Below are 21271 nucleotides of genomic sequence, written 5' to 3'. Positions count from 1 at the left end.
GAAACATTTTGCAATGTCCCCCTACTTTTAGTAACACACCTTATAATAAAAGAGTTAGTAAAGTGGCCTACAAATTTTCGGTAAAGGTATCTTCCGCAGAGGATAATGAATTCTATCACTTAATAAATTCCCATTAGGATATTAAACTAATAGGCATAAGTCATACCTACTCGCTTTATTTCCTATGATTGACTTTATCAAATAATTTGACAAGCTTTTCTATTTCCTCATCATTAGGATTATTAACCCAATCGACATAATAACGCTTCATCTGCTTATCAAAAATCCAAATATCTACAGAGTCAGGTTGTTTCTTATTATCTTCTAAAACAGTTCGATAATAAGACTGTTTTATATGATAAACGCTAATTTTAGTACCATTTACCTCGGAAAATTTTACAAATGTTCCTTGAGATAAATAAAGAGCCTTTTTTAATGGTTGAATCAATTTTCCTAATCTTTTTGATTCAACTGCACTTGCAAATTCTTCCAGCAAATAAACCGAATCTTTTTTATCAACCCAGCTTCTTCGATACAAAGGAGATTTTAAACCAATAAGGAAGGCAGCATAATTTAAAACTTTCAATCCTATATTAGGACTTTGATCATTGAAACTTTTTAATATATTCAAATCATCTGACATGATCAACAAAGTTGCAGCGCGTAAAAATACAGACCCACCTTCATCTGTTAATTTATCTAAATTCAGTGCTTGAGTAGAATTAATGATTGAATTCATATATCTAAACCAAACCATTTCATCTGATGGTGGTGCTTCTTCTGCCCATAAATCAAGCCATTTATTTTTAATATTTTCCAATAATGAAGCTGAGCTTAATTTTCCATTTTCTAAAATTGTTTGAATGATCGCTAATGTTAAATAATTTTTTTGATAAGTACTTCCTGACAGATCCAAAATTAATTCAATTAATGATCTGATAGAGTTTTCATCTCTCTGAAAAAAATGATCAAATGTTGTTAAATCATAACCTTTCCAACGTGCAACGTGCAATAAATTCAATAATCCTGAAACAATATGACTTTGATAATTCTCAGTATTCTGTAACTGAATCATCGTCATTTTTTTTTCTTGTTTTGCAAAGGACTCAAACAAAGCCGGATTCACAAGACTCTTAATACTCTCTGTATCAAATTCAGCAATTGCACGAAATTTAAAATCATCCATTTCCTGCTGAGATCTAAAAACCAAATGGTGAATATCAGAAAGGTTTAGGTTACCCTTTTTAATTTTTGTCTCAGAGGCAATAAGTACTGGAAAATTTTTCTCATGGCCACTTAATGCCATTACCTCATTTGGACCAATACTTCCGTTAAACTGATAAGGTATTTGTTTTGGTCCCATTGCCACTTTTATATTTAAAGGCGTATTTTTAAAATTGAAATTTATCGAGGACAAAATTAATAAAATATCTTCACGATTCGTCGGGAAGTAATATAAAGAATTACTCATGAGTGTCCCCTTTGTACCACCAAGCACCTTTTGCCTGAGAAAATTTAAATCCTAATGGTTCTAATTTATTACTTAAATTCTTACCAGTATAAACCCAATAACATCCACCTTTATTTCTCAGATCTACATAATCCAACTTATATCGAGATACTAAATCCATTACTTTATCATTCCAATCCCATCTATCTTCATAATCTTGTATAGGATACTGTTTAGACCAATTTACTCTCTTTAATACAGACTCATCTGGTAAAATGTTAATTTGTGATTTCTCAATATTAAAATTATTGTAATTAATGATTTTAACAATATCACGAGCCCTTGACGAAGCAACAAACATTGTCATTTTATCCAAATGACTTGATTGATCATTTAGATTCATATCTGAAGGATTAATTAAGAATACAGCATCAAACTCTAGTCCTTTACAACTCTGCACATTTAATAAGGTCAACGTGTTTGTCTCATCAAAAATGAGTTTTTCAGCAGGATTTTCTAGAGAAGTTTTACTAGAATATGTTTGCAATTTATATTGTTTTACTAGTTGATCATTTAAAATTTTACATAAATCCACCCTGGCAGGTTCTCTAAAACAGAATACACCAACTTCCTTTCCTGGATGGTTTCTCAACCAAACATTCAAATAATCTATAAACTCATTTACTGAGTTATAATGAATTAATTCAGGTTTTTCCGTCTTTCTAGTTGGAAGCACAGGAATAGTACCTACTTTAGCAAAAAAACTTTTTGCTAAAACTGCAACCTCATAGGAATTACGGAAATTATCAATTAATTTATAGTGATGGTCTTCAGTAATGTCCAATATTGTTGCGATTTCTTCTAACGTAGAATTCCAATCTGTTAGTTTTTGATTTTCATCTGCTAATACCAAACATTTTAATGGAAACTTAGATGCAACAACATCACCAATAAAACTCAAACATGTTAAAAAGTTATAAAATGATGGAGGGAAGTCCTGCCCTTCATCAATAATTAAATACCCAAAACTAAATACCTCAGGTTTGAATGCATCTTTATCCTTCTTTAAATAATCCTCTAAATAATTATTTAATTCCTCCCATCTTATAAAACGATTATTTTTAGCAACAAATTGGTTTATTTCGAATTGATTATTAAGCATGGGCCTTAAAATTTTTTTAATCCAGTGAGCAAAGAACTGGTTAATAGTAATAATTGTATAGGCAGGTTTAGTCTGTCCTTGTGTATAGCGTTTTAAAACGCGGCTAAACATAGCTAATCGTGTTGGTACACCGCGTTTTGCCATTTCCTCAGCTCGTAAACCGGCTATCAATGTTTTACCACAGCCAGGAGGTCCACTAACCAATACATTTGTATTGATTGGTGCATACAAATAAACCTCTCGTTGTAAATCTGTCAGCTCATCCAAAGCTGGTAATTTCACAATTCCACTCCAAGATATTTTAATAATCCATAATGAGAAAAGATGAGCGAACGATCTAATTCAGTATTGATATTCATACAGCTAGTTTCAGGTAAAAGTGTGCAATTATGACAAGCAGCATGGTTAAATCCCCCTAGTCCTTGTCCGGATGTTTCACTACACACAGGATCTGCTGAACACCATTGCCCCTTTTCTAATGCATTAACAACTATTGCGTTAAACAAAACATTTTCGCCCTGCGCAACCAATCCCCCTAAAGATCCTTCCGAATCCGAATCCGTAGTGTAAATCAGGATACCTACAAATTCTCTTTTAGTATCATAGTATATTTTTTCCCTGAGTGAGCTAGATGAGTAACCACTTTCAAAGGCTAGTTGTCGGATTAGAAGATGACTTATTGTATGAATCAAAATATAGATAGGATCTATTTCTGGTAAAAAGTAGAGCTCTTGCTCTTGACGTTTAGCTTCCAGTTTTATAAACCGATCCATCTCTGTTTTAGGAAGTTGTGAAGCCCATGCTTTTAAACACTCCAGATTAAATTGTAGTAATATTCCCTCCCCAAATACTTCTGAGACAGGCAACCAATCCTGTTTTTTAGCAAGATCTGGCGGTACAATTCTTTGAGTATCCGAAGGTTTGACTCTCTGAAATCCGGTAAATGCTCTAACTTCACGAATTTTATGTAATAAAAGAGTATTTGTTATTATCTTTTCCAGCCATATATGTCCCTTTATATTTCCTTTTTCAGCATAGAAGTGTTCAGTTCTCGCCCCCCCTTTAAGTAAACAATTTTTAAAAGTTTCTATTTCATCCTCTTGCAGAGTTAATTGAATTTTTACAATATCTTCAACTTCTTTACTCTCTGGCTCAGTTGATGAATTATTATCACTTAAATATTTAATCACTAATGATTTATCGATCTTTTCCTTTTTTGCAATTTCTTCAATCTTTTGCTCTAACCACGGCGCATTTTTCGAACTTTCAAATAGTTTTTTTGTTCGTGAAAAAGTATTATTTTTTTCTAATCGTTCTCGAATTTCATCTGTAATCTGTTGATAATCTCCAACAGAAGATGCAGATGGGATATCAAAAGCAGAAATAACTTTTGGATAATAAATATTAGTAGCACCTTTTTGCAAAATTCTTAAAGGATAATTGCACCGTTCACTACTCGGATTATAAATCCACGGGTGATGGCTATAGCAGAATAAAAACTTTTCAGTTACATATGGATTTGTTAAGTCTTTCAAATCACGGTAACTTTTACATGCATCACAAAAAATAGTTAAATGTGCTAAACCTGCACCCTTTTTGTCAGCATAGAATTTGAGCCTATTATCAGCTCTACACTCTCTGTTAGCGTTTGTACCAGAATGTGCCCACAACCTCCAATCAATATCGGTAACATGACCAGCCTCACATGCACCAACAAACCTCATTGGCACCATTTTTCCATTACAAGAAGGATGTATACATGTTGGTTGCAGAATATTCCCGTTATCATCTTCTCTTTCATATTCTGATTTCCATCGAACAATCGATCTACATTTTTCGCAAAACATAGACTTGGGAAATCGAGAAACTAAAAGTGTCGCACCATCATCAATAAATCTAAATAATTTTTTTCCTACTGCTTGTTCCATTCGTGGCAATTTTACTGAGACAAACTTTTGTATCCTTTCATGATTTTCTTGTGAAGGAGAATTCCATTGTTCAATACCAGGAATTAAAAAAGATTCGTGAGCAATATCTACTATAGCACCTACCCCAGAAATCGCTGTAAGATTGCTTGCTCTTATTTCTCGTTTCATACATTAACACCATTAATTTTCTTTTTAACTTTCAAACCTATAGGGATATCAACATTTCGAAGTGAAGTAAGAGTTTCTATTCCATCCCCTGTTTTTTTAAAATATTTAATTAGAGATTGATGCGATTTGCTATTCGATGAGCTAAACATTACTGTACGGTTTGACTTTCTTTTAAGTGATTGCCAATGATCGATAAAACGTAGCAAATATTCGACAATAACTACTCTATCAGCACCAGCACGCTCCATACGTTCAGCCAAACGGTCTTTCAAAGTTTGAATATGATTCTCATATTGATCTATATCATCCGCATGATCATTCTCATATATATAATCAGAAGACATACGAATAAAACTAAGGAAAGCCCCATGTAATGCCCTATCTAGAGCTGGCTCGGCAAAAGGTGTAATACTTGTAGGTTCAACATATCGATAAAAACCCTGATGAAATGATCTAAAAATTTCATAATGAGAACGATCACGAGGCTTTGAAGGGCTATAGAGCGTAAAAACAACACCTGGCAATCCCTCTTGCTGCCTACCTACACGACTAGATGCCTGAATATATTCAGATACCATCTTCGGCTGACCATTTATCATCATTAAACCTAAACGGGGAACGTCGACACCTACTGATAGCATATTAGTACATGCAACATAATCAAGAGCTTCTTGGGAGTCACTATCTTTCGTACGCTTCAATTCCTCTAACATTTCTGGAATCTGACTATCTTTAAGATTCGAGGACAATTCTCTAATATTCTCTGATTTAAGCTTCCTCGTTCCTCCCATTTGTTTCAAACGTGCTGGTATATCGTCTAGGATTAATGTCATCGACTTGCCTAATTCGCGTTTACTATTATGATAAGCAATTAAAGTCCACCATGTATCAGGCTGCTCCTCACATTCGGCCGAAGCAGCTAACAGCCCAGTTGTAGCTACTACATTGGCAAAAGTAGGGCTGTGTCCCTGACTTAAAGCACCTAAATACAATCTGCCCATCTTGGAGCTTTGAGATTTTGAAAAAAACGAGTCATCAGCTGATAAACCAGCAGGTGGGAAAATACTACATTGTCGACCGTACAATTTTTTGATTTGGTCAGCTGCCTTTCTAATTGTCGCACTAGCACAGATATACTTTGCCGGCTTACCTCTTGTACTAATGATACAATCTAGAGCTGCTTCATAACTACCATTAACCGTACCAAGCGGACCTGAAATTAGATGTAGTTCATCTTGTATAATCAAGGAAGGTGGCTGTATATTTTGTCCGTTCCCGAAAAAACATCTCGCTTCAGGCTTCCATGCTAACATTGCAAATTTATCAACGGTTCCTAACAGCATGGTTGGAGGTTTTTTATATAAACTCTCATCTACATAACGTATAGGTAAACCACCATGGAAAGCACACAAAGTATTTGGACAAAATAATTCCACTTCTTCTGTCTTATCATTCCATCGTGCGCCCATATCATCACCACCAATTTTTTTATGGGTAGGAATAATCGCTGTACCACAACATGGACATGCTTTTAAGGGAATTTTATTATTATTTACTACTCCGTCAGTATTAATTATTGCTTGCAGATCTTCTAACGCGCCGTCTTGGCCTTTATTGCTATTAGGTGTAGCAGATATACCTACCCACAAACCTAAAGAATATTCTTCAGTATCCTTTATTAATCCTACTCTACGCATTGATTCAAGCGCACAAATTAAACTACCTGCACGCTCAAACTGCTGAATTGTAAGTAATCGAAGTGTATAACGCTTGATAATAGCGGTACCTTGCACCTTTTCTACAATTCGTCTCCGAAGCATTTCAAATGCTGCGACAGCTAAATAAGCCTCTGTTTTACCACCACCTGTAGCAAACCAAATTAAATCTACTATGTCACGATCTTCATCCTGAGAACTCCATAATCCGTTCAGGGACATAAGGAAGAAAAAGATTTGGAAAGGTCTCCATACCGGTATTTCAAGCTTCTCTTGGTCTAATTGATTTAAACGTGCTTCATTTAAAATTTTTTGAAGCTGTGGGTCTTTATTATTTTTGAATTTATTTCTAAGCATACTTAGTAGCATGGCATAATTAGCCAATCTAAAAACTTTCATTGCTTCAGAAGAATTTTCTAATAGTTTGATACCTCTTTCTGCACGATGAATAGCATTATGAATAGCTAATAAAATATCTTTTTTTATTGCAATATATTTTGTTTCAACTGATTGGGATTCCTGTTCTTCTGCCCAATTTTTATATATTTGAATGAAAGCTTTAAATCCTGGTAAAGGATCATATTGAGGATTACTCAAATTTACTAATTTAAATGTTTCTTTAATTTGAACATCTAATTCCTCTATTTCTGTAGTAACAGGAGGCACTTCAACCAATGGTAGAAATGATGTACGAACATAATTAACCGTTCCACTCAATGTTTTAGGCCAATAAGCACTACATCCATGTCCAAGTGCAAAAGTCGGAACATGACTATATTGCAGCTCCAGCATTAGCATTTCGGGATCAGTTATAGAAAAGAAATTTGACTGATATTTAATAACCCCATATGCGGGCGTACATTTTAGCTCTACTTGCGTAAGTATGTCGGAAACTACAATACTTTTTTCAGTTTCGTTCCTATTCACCAAGCTTATTGTTAAAATTTTATAGTCAGTATACTTTCTTATTTTTATAAATATTTCTGCATGATCTTCTAATACAGTAATGGGTTTAATTACATCATTATCTTCCAAATAAATAGTTACTTTTTCTGGGCATCCATTATGAAAAGGGTGCCTTCTCCACCCCTTATTCCCTTCTATATCTCTATCTTCTACATATTTAGCAGCTTTGACTTCTATTTCAACTGAATTACATTCGGAAGCTACAGCAAAACTCAAACCCACACTAGATGGTAATTTTTGAAACAACAAATCCATTTGTTGTTCTTCATCAACATTATCCTCACAATTCCCAACTTCAATACTATTGTTATCTATAGAGTCATTAATATCATTTACATTACTATCTTTAGGAAATAAGAAACCACTAAGATATTGCTTATGTGGTGGTTCATAAATAAATTCTTTTCTTTCATCTGTTGGGCCTATAATTTTTTCCTCAATTTTTCGTAAAAATCCGTTTCTAATTTTTTTTAAATCTTCAAAGTTATTCTGCATATTATCCTCATCAATTAATCACATAAATTACAATTTAAATAATAGGTTATTCATACATTCTTCGTGACAGAGTACCATTAAATTGATTCTCGCCCTAGTCATTCCAATATAAATATCAGACAAATACTGAGCACTTAGCTCAGATCTATTATTAATAATTAGTATTACATGATCAGCTTCTAATCCACGAAAATTAGCAACTGAACTATAAGTTAAATAGCTTTCATTACATTTATTCAAAGAAATAAATTTAAAAATATTATATTTTTTATTTATTAAGCTATTAATCAAATTTTTAATAAAATAATCCATTTGTTGATATAAAATAACCACCTTATGCTCTGAAACTATTTCATCATACAAGTTCTCTATAAATCGAATTATTTTTTCATTTAATTCATTTTCATCCTCAAATGTATCAATATCTACTTTATTACCAATACCTTTTACTTTCGCCACATCTAAAGTTGTGTTAATTAAACCTTCAACAGCATTTACCATATAATCAGTATTTCTTACATTCGTTTGTAGATTGACTATTAATGCATTCTCATAATACCAATTTATTAATTCTGGGGATGGCGGATGCTTCAAATACTGATAATTCTTATCCATAAATATTCTAATTCGTCCACTTTTAAATCTATCCAAATATGGCTTTAAAAGCTCAAAACAATAGAAATCCTGTCCCTCATCTATTAATAATACATTTGCTTCCACAGGAATAAAATTTGTAGTTACTGGAATTTCCCATTCAGCCAACTTCTCCTCAAGGCATTCTTTTAAAATCTTATGCTTTGTCAAGACAACTGGTTTATTTCCTTTTATTTTCTCTTTTAATGCTGTACTTATAAGTAATTCAGTTTTTCCAGTTCCAGCCCCCCCAAAAACAACAATCATTTTATTGGAATCTAAAACTCCAAAATATTGCTTTTGTTCTTCTGTATACTCATTTATTTGCTCAAGAATAAACTGGTTTGATAACCGTCTAGTCATAGCAATATCGAATCTAGGTAAAAGATATTCACGTATTTTTTCAATTTCTAAGTTATTTAAATTTTTCTTTTTTATAATTATATTATTCAACCAGTTACTAAATAACTTTAAATCTTTACATGTTTCTTTATCCGCAACAATATTTTCTGGAAAATACATTGAATGATAATTAACAACTGAAAAAGGAAACACTATTCCATAATGAACTTTAATTTTCTTGCCCAAACCTTCAAAGATCATATGTTCTAATGCAAGAACAGCAGACTGTACCTGTTCTAATGGGCTTTCATATGTCGTATAACTAGATTTTGAATCACTATATTTCCAAACTCCATCATTACAAGATACATACCCCCCTTTCACCTCTAAAGCGATAATATGGTTTGGATAAAAAATTAAAAAATCAATTTCTCCCCATCTCTTTTTGGGATGTTGAGGAAGATTAACCGAATGAATCACAATTCCATCGTGATCTAATAAAGCAAGTAACTCCCGAACATACGCTTCTCCTTGGAAACATCGTCTTAATTGATGTTTTGGATAAATTTCCATTTTAAAATTTCTTTTTTCCTTAGTGGGTTTACCTTAATGATTTCAAATATAGAGAGTTTTCTACAACACAATAGTATGATTGATTATCAATTGTGATGATACTCAACAAGAATTTTTTATAAAAACTCATATTTATAAAGTATTAAACAATATAGTTAGCGAAGAAATGGCTAAAGTTACCAAGGAGCAAGCCCTCATTTCTTCATCAATGAATCATCTGATGATTCTAGGTATACATCTATATTAAATTTAACTCACGCGTTCCAAATTAGTAAAAAAAGCCTCAAGAGTATGAGGCGTTTAATTTAATAATCATGCAATGATACTTTTTCATACGACTGAATTTTTTTAAATTCTTCCCCATGTTCTTCAAGCAGTCTATCTAATACAAAACATTGTCTTGAAGATAAATCCTTAACCTTTAATCCTGCCGCTTTTAAAATACCTTTTTCCTTAAATCCAACATGATGTTCCTTTTCTAGATACTGTAAAAACTCTCTCCAGAAATATTTATCTATAGAATTTATTTTGTTCTGGATAGATATAGCATCAGCTATTTTTTGTTTCTGATTCGCTTCATCATTAATTAATTCAGATTTCTCTTTATCAATTAATTCCTTAATAAACTCTGGGGTAATAGATATATCCAGCTTTTCTGACTCAGCTATAATCGTGCCCCAACAAGCATCTTTCTTAGCCCATTCTGAAGTATTGTTTGTTGTACGAGCTTGGTTTGGGCTAGTCAGAATATTATTTATCTCCCTAGTTAGTTCAACTAGAACTTTTTCGAAGTTAGCTGAGAGACACTGCTCCTTCCACATTCTTAAATAATCAATTTTTTTATTATTTTTCTTTAAAAAATAAGATAGGTATGCAAGGGTATAAATTACAATATTAGCTCTATAGCCATTTGTATACCATTCTTGAGCTGATACCAGCTTTTCAGTTTGTTTAAAAATTATGGCTCGAGCCACAATCTTTTTAAAGTAATAGTCATTTACCTTCCCTTCTGCCTCCATTTTTTTCCAGTTTTTAGAAATAAACTCGGAAAATTTTGCAAAGTTTTTTTGTGCTCCCATATTCACCCATTTAGGTTCAGGGTTATCCCATATCATCATATATTTTGCTAAGTCTGTTTTAGTAAAAAGTTGAGCTTTGGGATACTTGATTTTTAGTAAATTACGGTTTCCACTTGCCAACATTTCATTATATTGACCACGTGAACGCTCATAGAACCATCCTGAATCTCTCAAAACTGTTTTTGTTGGTGGTGACCATAGTTTTCTCGATAACTCTTCGATCTTAATATGATATGGATGATTAGCAGAAAGATCTGATACATTCACCTTATTTTGAGTATTGGCATATTCAGAAATTTTGGGAATTACTTTCTCACTCTGGCAGTCAGAAACTATAGTTAGCTTCATTTGAACAAAAATCTTTGAAAGATCAGCTTTATCTTTTATTTTTGCTTTGGCCAAGGATGCTGTAGTTTGTCCACCATTTACTATCTGTAAATCAACTATTCGTGAAATACAGCTTTGTCCTTCTTTATGGATAATTTCTACATCAGATGCAGTAGCTGTAATACCATTATTATAAGAAAAGAAATATTCCGGCTCATGTAAGATGGTATTTCTTATTCCTTTATTAACCCCCCCCTTGGCTTGTAAAAAACTACGTACATTTTGCTCTAATAATCTTGCACCATAATCATTATATAAATCAGCAAGAATATCACCTGGACAAATTACCAAATATGATGGTAAAGCCGTATCACCTAAATGCGCATGTAAACAATCTAATGGGGATTCATACTTTTCAACAAAATCAATTTCTAAAGCCTCACGACTTGAATTAGATGATCTTAATTTTTCAAGGCGACTAATATCCCATAAATGGTATTTAATATTAATACCTTCAAACTCTTCTCTTTTTATTTCTTTGAAAGATGCCGAAATTTGACGCTCACTCAAAAAGAAAAGATTCACTTCCTCTATATTATCTTTATATACATCAATATATTCAGAAAGCCTATATACTTCTGTTGATGGATCAAGTTTTTCATAAAACTCATTGCTATATGATTCCTTGAAGAACTTGAGCAAACGCTTAAACCATAAACTAGCTTCAGTCTGAGTTAATGTTTCTAAATCCAAGCGTTGATCATAATCAGTTACAACAAGGTTCAATGTTATAGCATCAGTATTATCATTAGTATCAATATTGAATCCATGTATATAAGCTCCTTTAGAACCTACATGATTCGTATTTTCACATAACTGAAAATCAGGTAAATCTCCAATTTCTATTAGCTCATGTATATATTCACTAATGAAAGCTTCGATACTATAAATATTAAATGCTGCTGCTGAGACGGTGATGTCTTTTTTTAATATATTAAAAAAATCTGTAGATAAACTCATAATGCATTACCTACATCTGTAAATAAACTTTCATACTTATAGCTATCAATGATATTTAGATCCAAATCATAAGTAATATTAAGTATGCCAAATGGAATTAGACTTGAATTAAGTTTTGGGAAACCATCTTTGACTTCATAATTATTAATTAATCGGACTACGTAATTATAATTGTCATAATAACTATCAGGAATATAGTTACATTCAATTAATTTGTGCTCAAAAATATCACGCTCATGAAAGTCCAGTTTAGCCGTAATTCTCTGGAATAGAGTATTTAGATTGTCTTCTTCTCTAAGATTCTCTGGTGATTTAATCACTGCATATACACGCAAGAATAAACGTGACACTGTACTATCAAGCTGGCTTAGAGAAGAAATACGGACATGGCGTTTATCAGTACCACTTATTGACTTAACCTCAATGGCCAGATCCTTGTACAAAAAATCATGATGAAGTCGCTGTGGCCCATACCATCCTTGAAGAATTTTTTCATAATCATGAGGAAACTGGTCAAGCAACTGGTCAAGCAAATACATTTCTGCTAACAGGCCACGGATCTGCTCTTCTGTTAATTTTCCTTCTCTGCTCGAAGACAAAAACTTTTTCCAGATTTTAAGTTTGGCTAAAACCCCTCTTACAAGATCCTTTTCATTTTTACAATGTTTTAATCCTTGCATCACAAACCAGATAAATTGATCAAAGTAATCCAGTAGCTCATCATCTTTGAGCTTCAGCAATAAGGTATATGTACTTTTTCCGCTCTCTAAATGTCGATAATCTAGATGAATTGCTCTTAAATCTACTCTATGTTTTAAAAATAACTTACGTAAATCTTCCGAATGCTGGATAAGAACACAAAAAGCACCGTTATTATCTCTAGCAATAAAAATATCACCACATAATTCTTCTGCAATACGGCGTGTCGTAAAAGAATTTTCTGCTGATATCGATAATTCATCCCATGCGAAATTTCTGTTCATTATGCTACCTCAAACTCTGTATCAGCAGCTAAAAACGAACGTTCAGTATCACAATATATTCTATTTCCATAAATTTGAATCTGTTTTTCAGAATCTCCAAATGGAAAACTTAAACTTAAGCCAGGGATTCCTTTAATATTTTCCCCCTTTTCTCTTTTCCATACTCCTTCTTTCACTTGATCTGAAATATGTGCTACTAACTCTACCAAATAACAAATTAAAAGAGGCTTTTTCCGTATCGCTCTAAATTCTTTAGCTTTCGTTGCTTTAGCTTCAATAATTTGTTCCTTCTTAATTCCTATTTTTTCATCCGTAGGCGAACCTAAACGACTTTTATTTAAGACATAATTATCGCAATCACCTTCATAAATTGACCGTTCAATTGGCTCTATATCCTCGAACTCTATTAATATTTTGTCTTCAATCTCCTTACTTCTGAACAAAATATCCATTTGTGGGTATTTAAATTGAATCTCAGCAAGATATCGTGTACATGCCTCCATAATTTCTTGATTTGCAGGTACCTTATCACTTCTACCAAATACATATTCACTCAAAAACTCAATGACATAGGGGGTATCAATATTAGAATAGAAACTACCTGTTGAATAAGTTTGAGGACTATATTCATTTTTTAGTTTTTTCCAAAATCTCTCTAGAAGATTATAATTTTGAGTATGAACCTGCATGTGATTACTAAAACTAGTTTGCTCTTTCTGCTCACCACTAAAGCTTCTTTTCAAATAACTACTCTGAGCACTATACATTTTATTACGTGCTGTAATTGTTAGCCCTTCATCACTTGCCCTAACATATAATCCAAAATCTCTCGGAGTTTTCTTAAGCTGATTCATTTCAGCAATTTGTCTTCGAACATCATCTGCGGCCTGTGTAATATGCTCGTACCAAGAGAAAGCTTCTTCAGTCATGTAAATACGACATAAATCTTCGTATTGAGGACGATAACCAAACCAACGGCCCATCTGAAGCAAGGTGTCATACATTTGGGTGCTACGATAGAAATAGCTTACAGTTAACCCTTCAATGGTTAGTCCACGTGATAAGCTAAATCCTCCAATTGCAATAACCATCAGACCACGTTTTCCATAACTTGAATAATCTAATGTATCTTGTGATTTACTGTTCACCACACAAGTTTTAAAAACATAATCTTTCTCAGAACTATCAAAAATTGATCTAAGCTGTTTAGCAATCTGTTCCCAATTTATCAATTCTTCATCTAAGTCCACTGACTCTGCATAAAGCTTATTAAATATATAATGAAGTAATGTAATATTTTCATGCTCTAAAGCTGTTGGCATTGCAGAATAAGCGAGAATTTCATTCCTAATCTCATCAATGTAATCAAGTACCTTATCTTTTATCTGATTCTGTACATTCACAAAAGTAGAAACATTAATAAGCATTGAACAATGTTCATTAGAATCATTTCGAATGTTGCGGATACATTTAGCTATTAAAAATGATGCTATGGCTTCTTTAAGAGATACTGGTAAATCTTTTAATATAAAAGTTCTTCTATGTCCCAATGGAATATATTTTTCTATTTCTAGTGAATTTAAGGTGACATGAACATATCGATATTCAGGTTCAAGAAATATTTTTCTGGCACCAAAATAGTTTGTGGGTGCCTCTAAATTATAGATAAAGTCTTTTGGAAATAAGTCTTCAGCACAGTCCCCATAAGAATCAGGATCAATAAAAATATTTGCAAATGGTGTTGCTGTATAACCAACATAACATGCTTGGTTAAAAGACTTTAGAATTGTTCTTATATAATTGTTTGTCTTAGTTGGATCAAGATCCAAATCTGGATTATTTGTATTAATTGAAGCATTATCCGCTTCATCATCAATCATTAATAAGGGTACATTATTAATGATTCCATTGGCTTTCAAACCATTCATATTAAAGTTGACAAGCCATTCATACAGGTTTTTTAGAGTAGTAACATTTTTCTTTATTACTAAAATAACTGGTTTAGTAAATCCTCCTATTTCAGTAGCTACGCTGGTTGCAAGTGTTTTATTAAAGTCCTGCTCCACTGTAGTAAAAGAAACTGGATAAGGAAATTGTCCAGCAAATTCTGCTCCCACACCAATCGGAGTTTTGTTACTATCTCTTGCGCTAATCCTTCCAATAAACCCTTCATCAATACGCTGCTGTGTTTGGGATCTAAGGTTATTATGTATCCCGGCGATAACAATAATGAATTTATAGCCGGCATCAGCAGCTTTTGTGATTAGTGATAAATAGTTGCTTGTCTTTCCTGATTGTACATCACCAATTACCAGACCTCTTCGCTGAAAGGATTTGTCTTTTTCTTTAGGATCACTTAAAAGACTTAAAATGGATTCATTAACTCGTGAAATAGAATTTACGACGCCAGGTGGCATTCCCCTTTTACGTAAATAATTTTCGTATGCAGTAGCATAAATTTTTTCATCATTCTGGATACGGTTGATCCAATCTTTATCATGTTCAGCTTCCTCACTAACAACTGAAGTACCTAACTCCATCCTACAATTAACTTTGGATTCAACATAGCGAACTATACTCTCTACACTACCCTCATAATCTAAAAAATCGGCTGTTTTCCTGACAATATCCTCAATAAAATTAATTTCATAAGGCCCCTCATTTTTAGTACATTTAATAATCGATGTTTGTGCTACATCATATTGTTTTGAATTAAGCATAGTATGCTTCCAACCACTCTTCTAAATTATTACTGTATTTTTCAAATAAACCGCATGCTAAAGCAGCCTGTTTGAAACTATGTTTTTCCATTTGTTTCGCGTCCATGAAATCTGCAAAAGCAATAAATTTTTCTTGCATCTTCTCGATTTCATAATTCTCATGTAATGAGATTTGCTTAGGAGTAGAAGTCATGTCTGCATAAATACTTTGAACTGGCAAGCTACTTTCCACAATTTCCAGTAAAGTATTAAAATTATTTCGCTGTTCCTCTGAAAGTGAGGCCTTAAATTTTTGATAAATGGGAAAATTCTTGTTAATTCTATAACTAATAAACTCCCCAGAAAATCTACTCCAAGGTACTTCATTTGTTTCTAACGCTTTATTAATTCTTCGAGATGACAATCGAACACTAGCTTCCGATATTCTGCCGATAACCTGTTTAAGCCTTTCCAGAACTGCAAGTGGTGGTGTAGCTTTAGATTTTTTAATATCAATAGCCCAAAGATCATCAATCTTTTTATCAAAGTTAATCTGTACACGGGCATATTTAGTTGCTTCCGATTTTGGAATTAATCTAAACCAGTCTCCCCACACCATAAGACGATGATTACGATAAACATAAGCACCCTGATTATTCAAAAAATCACTTCTTTTCTTGAAAATCTCATAATCACTTCTATCCATTTTAGAAAAATGGGGAAGAATAAATGCCTGAATCGTAACAATAGAATCATTAACAATAATTTTTTCTTGTGCTTGAGTTTGGGTAAAACTGTTTTGAGAACAAAATGGATCAAAAGGTTGAAGTTCTATGTTATTTAACAATATGGATATTTTTTCCCCCGAAGCTTTGCCTTCTAGGAATTTATGAAAAACCAGCTCCAGATGTTCTCTTAATTTACCGAGCAACCCGGCAACTTGGCGTGTGGAAAAAATATCTTTGTAACCTGATAGAACCCTATCAAGGTTCTCCCACATGACAATTGTTCCATGTGCTTTTATTTTATCTAGATATACCTTATCCAGATTGATATCTTGTGGATCCAAAATCTCTAGCAACCATTGATCCTGTTCCACCACATAATCTAAATCCCATCTTGCAGCAGCAATATTGCCATCTTTTGAAGAGATTACTGTTAAACGGCGCGCTTGAGAAAATGATGCGGTTTTAAGTCCCAATCCAAATCGCCCTAAATCCTCCTCCGATCTTGAAACAATAGGACTTTTCGTAGCGAACCTTAGAGCATTGTATAACTCTTCATCATACATTCCTGTTCCATTATCAATAATCAAAAAACGAGGAGTAGGATTTTCCAAAAAGATTAGTTCTATCTTATCTGATGAAGCAGCAATACTGTTATCAATAATATCTGCGACTGCTGTATCGAGTGTGTACCCTATATCACGCATAGATTGCAAAATTGAAGCTGCGCTTGGTTGAAGTAATCTGGTATCACTCATTTGTATTATAAAATTCGGAAATTTACTATTTATTCAAATATAGCAATAATTTAATTTTAAAGGCTAGGGTTCATGTGTTTATTCAATTAAAAATTCCAAATAACTTTGAATAACCCATCTATTAACTAGATACGTAAGCCCCCGTAAATACAATGAATTGACATAAGTGGTTAACTACAGAACACTCATTGGAAACCCTCTAAAAATATTTGAAAATTCATATTTTGCAGATGTTTGCTGATTAAAACCCCTTTAAAGTTTTTTAAGTCTTGTGTGATTGACAGGACCTGGTATTATGCATGTGTTTTTTAAGTTATCAGGCTACTATGAAAGATAATGATATTTTAGTAATTGATCTATTCTCAGGCCCAGGCGGACTCGGGGAAGGATTCGCCTCTTACATAGACGATAATAATAAGTATCCTTTTAAAATAGGCATGTCTGTTGAAAAAGATCCACACGCACATTTGACGCTAACAACCCGAGCTTTTTACAGACTTGCAAAGCAAGAAGGCTGTCTAGATGGTTACTACCAATATTTAAGGGGCAAACTTTCTAGAGCCGAACTTTTTGAATCATATAAAGAAATTTATGAATTAGCTTCCAAGGAAACGTTAGAGGGGCCTGCTGAATTAGGTAAAGATAACGACCACATTCATGCCAGAGTAAAAGAGCTAACAGAAAATCATAAAGGACCTAAAATTTTAATTGGAGGTCCACCATGTCAAGCCTATAGTTTAGCTGGCCGTTCCCGAAATGCGGGTAATAAAAACTATGTACCTAAAGATGACCACCGTCACTTTCTTTACAAAGAATATTTAAAGGTTTTATCAATAGCTAAGCCTGATGTTTTTGTTATGGAAAACGTGAGAGGTATTCTTACTGCGAAAGTTGAGAATCAACTCATATTTCCCCAAATTCTTAATGACCTGCAAAATCCATCCAAGATCCTCGGATCAGAAGCTTGCCCTTCATATCAAATATATTCCCTTGTGGAAAAAGCTGATAAATCAAGCAATGTCAGTCCTGACAGCCTGAACTATCTGATTCGATCGGAAGAATTCGGAATTCCCCAAGCTAGGCATCGTGTTATTCTAATTGGAGTAAGGGAAGATATTAAACAGATCCCTGATATTTTGGATAAGACAACTTATGATAAAGTCACAGTAGAACAGGCAATAGGTGATTTACCAAAACTACGAAGCGGGCTATCAAAACAGGCTGATTCTTATTACTCTTGGCAGCAAGTTGTTTCAAGAAATGCTGAGAAGCTAAGCAAAATAGATAATATCGGTGTCGATGTTAAACAAAAAGATCTGCAACCACACAAAAATTTAGAAAGAAAAGAGATAATTCACAAACATAAATCATCCAACAAGTTGCCTGATCACTTACAGAAATGGATTCTTGATCCTGCACTTGAACTAGTACTCAATCATGAGACACGTGGACATATGGAGTCAGATCTGCTCAGATACAGTTTCTGTGCTTTACATGGTCAGCAAAAAAAAGTTTCCCCTAAAGCTGACAGTTTTCCGATTGAACTAGCACCACAACACCAAAACTGGAATTCAGGATCTTACAATGACCGTTTTCGAGTTCAGGTTGCTGAAAAGGAAGCTACAACAATAACAAGCCATATTTCAAAGGATGGGCATTATTTCATTCATTACGATCCAAAGCAGTGTAGAAGCCTTACTGTAAGAGAAGCCGCCAGATTACAAACCTTCCCGGACAATTATATATTTGAAGGAAATCGTACTAATCAGTATACGCAGGTCGGAAATGCTGTTCCTCCCTTTCTAGCACATCAAATCAGTGAAATTGTGTTTTCCTTGTTAAAAAAACATTATCATAATTTTTAAAAATTAAAGTTCGATGTTCAGTAATAATTAAGTGATCATCGGACTTTTTTTGTGACCACAAGTCCTAAAAGTAAACTTAAGCTATTTCAATAAAAGATCTTTCACTTGGTAACCATTCAGAAATAAGATCAATTACCGTATCTGGATCTTTGGTTGCTCCTCTAATACTACATTCCCATATAACAGCGACTTTCCAGTTATTCTCTAATAACAAATTTATTGATTTACTGTCATTCGCTTGGTTCCGCATTATTTTTTCCTGCCAGAATTCAGTTCTGGTAGCTGGTAATTTAAAAAGACGGCAATCCTTATGACCATGCCAAAAACATCCATTTACAAAAATAACAGCCTTATATTTAGGTAAAACGATATCTGGTTTACCAGGCAGATCCTTTACATGAAGACGAAAACGAAATCCTTTTTTATGTAGTAACTTGCGGATGAGTATCTCAGGTTTTGTATTCCGGCCTTTTATACCCGCCATCATGCGACTTCGGGTAGAAACATCAACGATATCTACCATGCTTTATACTCAGCTATTTTGCTTTAACACTTTTGTCAGTTGATTAAATTCTTCTTAAACATGAATCAAATCTGTTTCATTAAAACAAATTTGGTCTTTAAATATAGTTAGGTTTTATGAATAACTGTGATATATGTGTATATCTTTACCGCCTGCCCACATCAAATACTCATTCTCTATCGCCTGTTTATATGCCCACTCAGCAACCCGATGTGAGCGCTGAATATCGGTTAAAAAACCTAATTGAGAAATTTCTCTCACTATAGTTTGATCATGTTTATAGTTCCTTTCCTGCCATTGATCCAGAAAACTGTGTGACGCCAGATAATTACTTTTTAGTGAATTGCACTTCTCATCTGCTAAAACGAAATTGTGCCCTGTATCGGCAGGATATAGAGACCAAGGAATGAAATGATCCACCGCATATCTGGTTTTCTTAAGGCTTCTTCCACAATAAAAACACTGGCATTGCTGGATCTCAGTCAGAAACTCTGCCACCTGTTTTAATTGATTACGATTAGGTGAAAACATGAAGTCATCCAAGTCAGGCAGACCATCTAATATAACGAGGTTTTGCCTGTTCAGTCTCACAAAATCAATCCATCGCTTTTGACATAGCTCTTCAATAATTTCACTGAATTGCCTCAAGCAATACATTACCTTGGGAAAAAGTTTTAGATATTGTCTGGAATCATCCAGATTATAAAGAAACTCAACAGTCTGACCTTTTAAATTCTGCAAATATACAACGGGCATCTGCTTAACTGTTACTGCAATAGAACACTTGAGACGATTCCAATAAATCTGGTCTTTTCTTAAAGCTGCAAGGGTTTTAAATCTTTGTTGTGCCTGCTGGATCTCGGTAATAATTTTTGCCTGTTTTCCAGTACTTTGCTTGATTATAAAGGGTTCATATTGGTTAAACTGAAATGGCAGAGACTGTTTCCAGTAAAGATCAATAAATTTTTCAGCAATATCCAGATAGTCCAGCTGCAAGGCTGCACCAGTATCCTCTCCTTTTTCAATTGCCAGTCGGGTAATACTTATGAGCAAGGCAAACTTATAGGTTGAAGTAAAAGTGCCGGATTGCAGGATCTGCTGAATATGTTTTAAGAATTTCAGCTGTTCTTGGGGTGTAGGAACCAGATTAGTCATCTTTCTTCCAAAGCAGATTTAGCCACATTTCAGGTCGGTCAGGTCTTCTATCTTCAGTAAGCCACAGGTTTAAAAGCTGGATACCTGATATATGATGCAATAGTTCTTTCGCCTGTTCTTCATCTAAGTCAGTAAATACCCTGCCATCTTTTTGACGGTCTGTACTTCCATACTTGAAAGACATATAACAGACTCCCCCATGACGTAAAGCTCTATAAATCTGTCTTACAACCTCTGGCAGCTTAGCACGTTCACAATGCAACAAAGAAGCGCATGCCCATATTGCGTCGTATATACCATCCTCATTCAAATCATAAAAACTTTGGTATCTGACAGGGATTCCTGTGAGCGCCGTAGCCTTTTCAACTAAAGCTTTTGAGTAATCTAATGCTTCAACCTGATAACCTTTATTCTTGAATGCCAAGGTATCCCGCCCTGAACCACAACCAAGATCAAGGATATGTCCATACTCTGGAATATTCTCTAAAAAAGGATGGTATAAACTCTCCATATCTACATCTAGAGTAGACTGAACAAATTGGTCTGCATGTCTATCGTAATAATCTAAAGTGGCCATTTAGGGCTTGTTGAGAATTAACAAAGGCTACTGATTAATTTATAATAGTACTATGGATAGATACATACTTACTGATGCCCAATGGGCAAAAATGGAACCTTTTTGCCTAGGTAAAGTGACCGATCGAG

Annotated in this window: 13 protein-coding genes; 1 reads left to right on the top strand and 12 read right to left on the bottom strand. The window is 33.8% G+C overall.

Annotation, left to right across the window (positions count from 1 at the left end; translation table 11 throughout):
• Positions 1 to 175: 175 nt before the first annotated feature.
• The 9 genes from FTV13_RS06880 to FTV13_RS06840 all read right to left on the bottom strand — a co-directional run bounded on the left by FTV13_RS06880 (position 176) and on the right by FTV13_RS06840 (position 17023).
• Entirely contained in the window at positions 176 to 1471 is a 1296-nt protein-coding gene (locus FTV13_RS06880) for a hypothetical protein (RefSeq protein ID WP_180011484.1), read from the bottom strand.
• Positions 1464 to 2894, bottom strand: a complete 1431-nt coding sequence (locus tag FTV13_RS06875; RefSeq protein ID WP_180011482.1) for a 3'-5' exonuclease — start codon at positions 2892 to 2894, stop codon at positions 1464 to 1466. The genes FTV13_RS06880 and FTV13_RS06875 overlap by 8 nt, the downstream gene beginning before the upstream one ends.
• On the bottom strand, positions 2891 to 4708 hold the full coding sequence (drmB, locus tag FTV13_RS06870) for a DUF1998 domain-containing protein (RefSeq protein ID WP_180011480.1): 1818 nt from the start codon (positions 4706 to 4708) through the stop codon (positions 2891 to 2893). The genes FTV13_RS06875 and drmB overlap by 4 nt, the downstream gene beginning before the upstream one ends.
• A complete protein-coding gene (locus tag FTV13_RS06865; protein ID WP_180011478.1) occupies positions 4705 to 7884 on the bottom strand; it encodes a helicase-related protein in 3180 nt (1059 codons plus the stop codon). The genes drmB and FTV13_RS06865 overlap by 4 nt, the downstream gene beginning before the upstream one ends.
• A gap of 27 nt (positions 7885 to 7911) precedes the next feature.
• Entirely contained in the window at positions 7912 to 9432 is a 1521-nt protein-coding gene (locus FTV13_RS06860; protein WP_180011476.1) for a nuclease-related domain-containing DEAD/DEAH box helicase, read from the bottom strand.
• 305 nt (positions 9433 to 9737) lie between these two features.
• A complete protein-coding gene (locus FTV13_RS06855; protein WP_180011474.1) occupies positions 9738 to 11858 on the bottom strand; it encodes an AIPR family protein in 2121 nt (706 codons plus the stop codon).
• Positions 11855 to 12841, bottom strand: coding sequence for a PD-(D/E)XK motif protein (locus FTV13_RS06850; RefSeq protein WP_180011472.1), 987 nt, complete (start codon positions 12839 to 12841; stop codon positions 11855 to 11857). Before FTV13_RS06850 ends, FTV13_RS06855 begins: the two co-directional genes overlap by 4 nt.
• The gene (locus tag FTV13_RS06845) at positions 12841 to 15561 is read right to left on the bottom strand and encodes a Z1 domain-containing protein (protein ID WP_180011470.1); all 2721 of its coding nucleotides are present in this window, start codon (positions 15559 to 15561) and stop codon (positions 12841 to 12843) included. The genes FTV13_RS06850 and FTV13_RS06845 overlap by 1 nt, the downstream gene beginning before the upstream one ends.
• Complete coding sequence (locus FTV13_RS06840) at positions 15554 to 17023, bottom strand: ATP-binding protein (protein ID WP_180011467.1); 1470 nt, start codon at positions 17021 to 17023, stop codon at positions 15554 to 15556. Before FTV13_RS06840 ends, FTV13_RS06845 begins: the two co-directional genes overlap by 8 nt.
• A 326-nt stretch (positions 17024 to 17349) precedes the next feature.
• Here FTV13_RS06840 and FTV13_RS06835 point away from each other — a divergent pair, with 326 nt between their 5' ends.
• The gene (locus FTV13_RS06835; RefSeq protein ID WP_180011465.1) at positions 17350 to 18888 is read left to right on the top strand and encodes a DNA cytosine methyltransferase; all 1539 of its coding nucleotides are present in this window, start codon (positions 17350 to 17352) and stop codon (positions 18886 to 18888) included.
• Positions 18889 to 18964: 76 nt separating this feature from the next.
• Here the strand turns inward: FTV13_RS06835 and FTV13_RS06830 are convergent, their stop codons facing one another.
• The 3 genes from FTV13_RS06830 to FTV13_RS06820 all read right to left on the bottom strand — a co-directional run bounded on the left by FTV13_RS06830 (position 18965) and on the right by FTV13_RS06820 (position 21143).
• Positions 18965 to 19411: a very short patch repair endonuclease gene (locus tag FTV13_RS06830; RefSeq protein ID WP_180011463.1), complete on the bottom strand. Its 447-nt coding sequence runs from the start codon at positions 19409 to 19411 to the stop codon at positions 18965 to 18967.
• 114 nt (positions 19412 to 19525) lie between these two features.
• The gene (locus tag FTV13_RS06825) at positions 19526 to 20566 is read right to left on the bottom strand and encodes an HNH endonuclease (protein ID WP_180011461.1); all 1041 of its coding nucleotides are present in this window, start codon (positions 20564 to 20566) and stop codon (positions 19526 to 19528) included.
• A complete protein-coding gene (locus tag FTV13_RS06820; protein ID WP_180011459.1) occupies positions 20559 to 21143 on the bottom strand; it encodes a class I SAM-dependent methyltransferase in 585 nt (194 codons plus the stop codon). The genes FTV13_RS06825 and FTV13_RS06820 overlap by 8 nt, the downstream gene beginning before the upstream one ends.
• Positions 21144 to 21271: the final 128 nt, after the last annotated feature.

It is taken from the genome of Acinetobacter sp. YH12235, assembly GCF_013417705.1.
GTDB lineage: Bacteria > Pseudomonadota > Gammaproteobacteria > Pseudomonadales > Moraxellaceae > Acinetobacter.
Note: the sequence above shows the minus strand (reverse complement) of the source record. Positions and strands in the feature narration are given on the sequence as shown.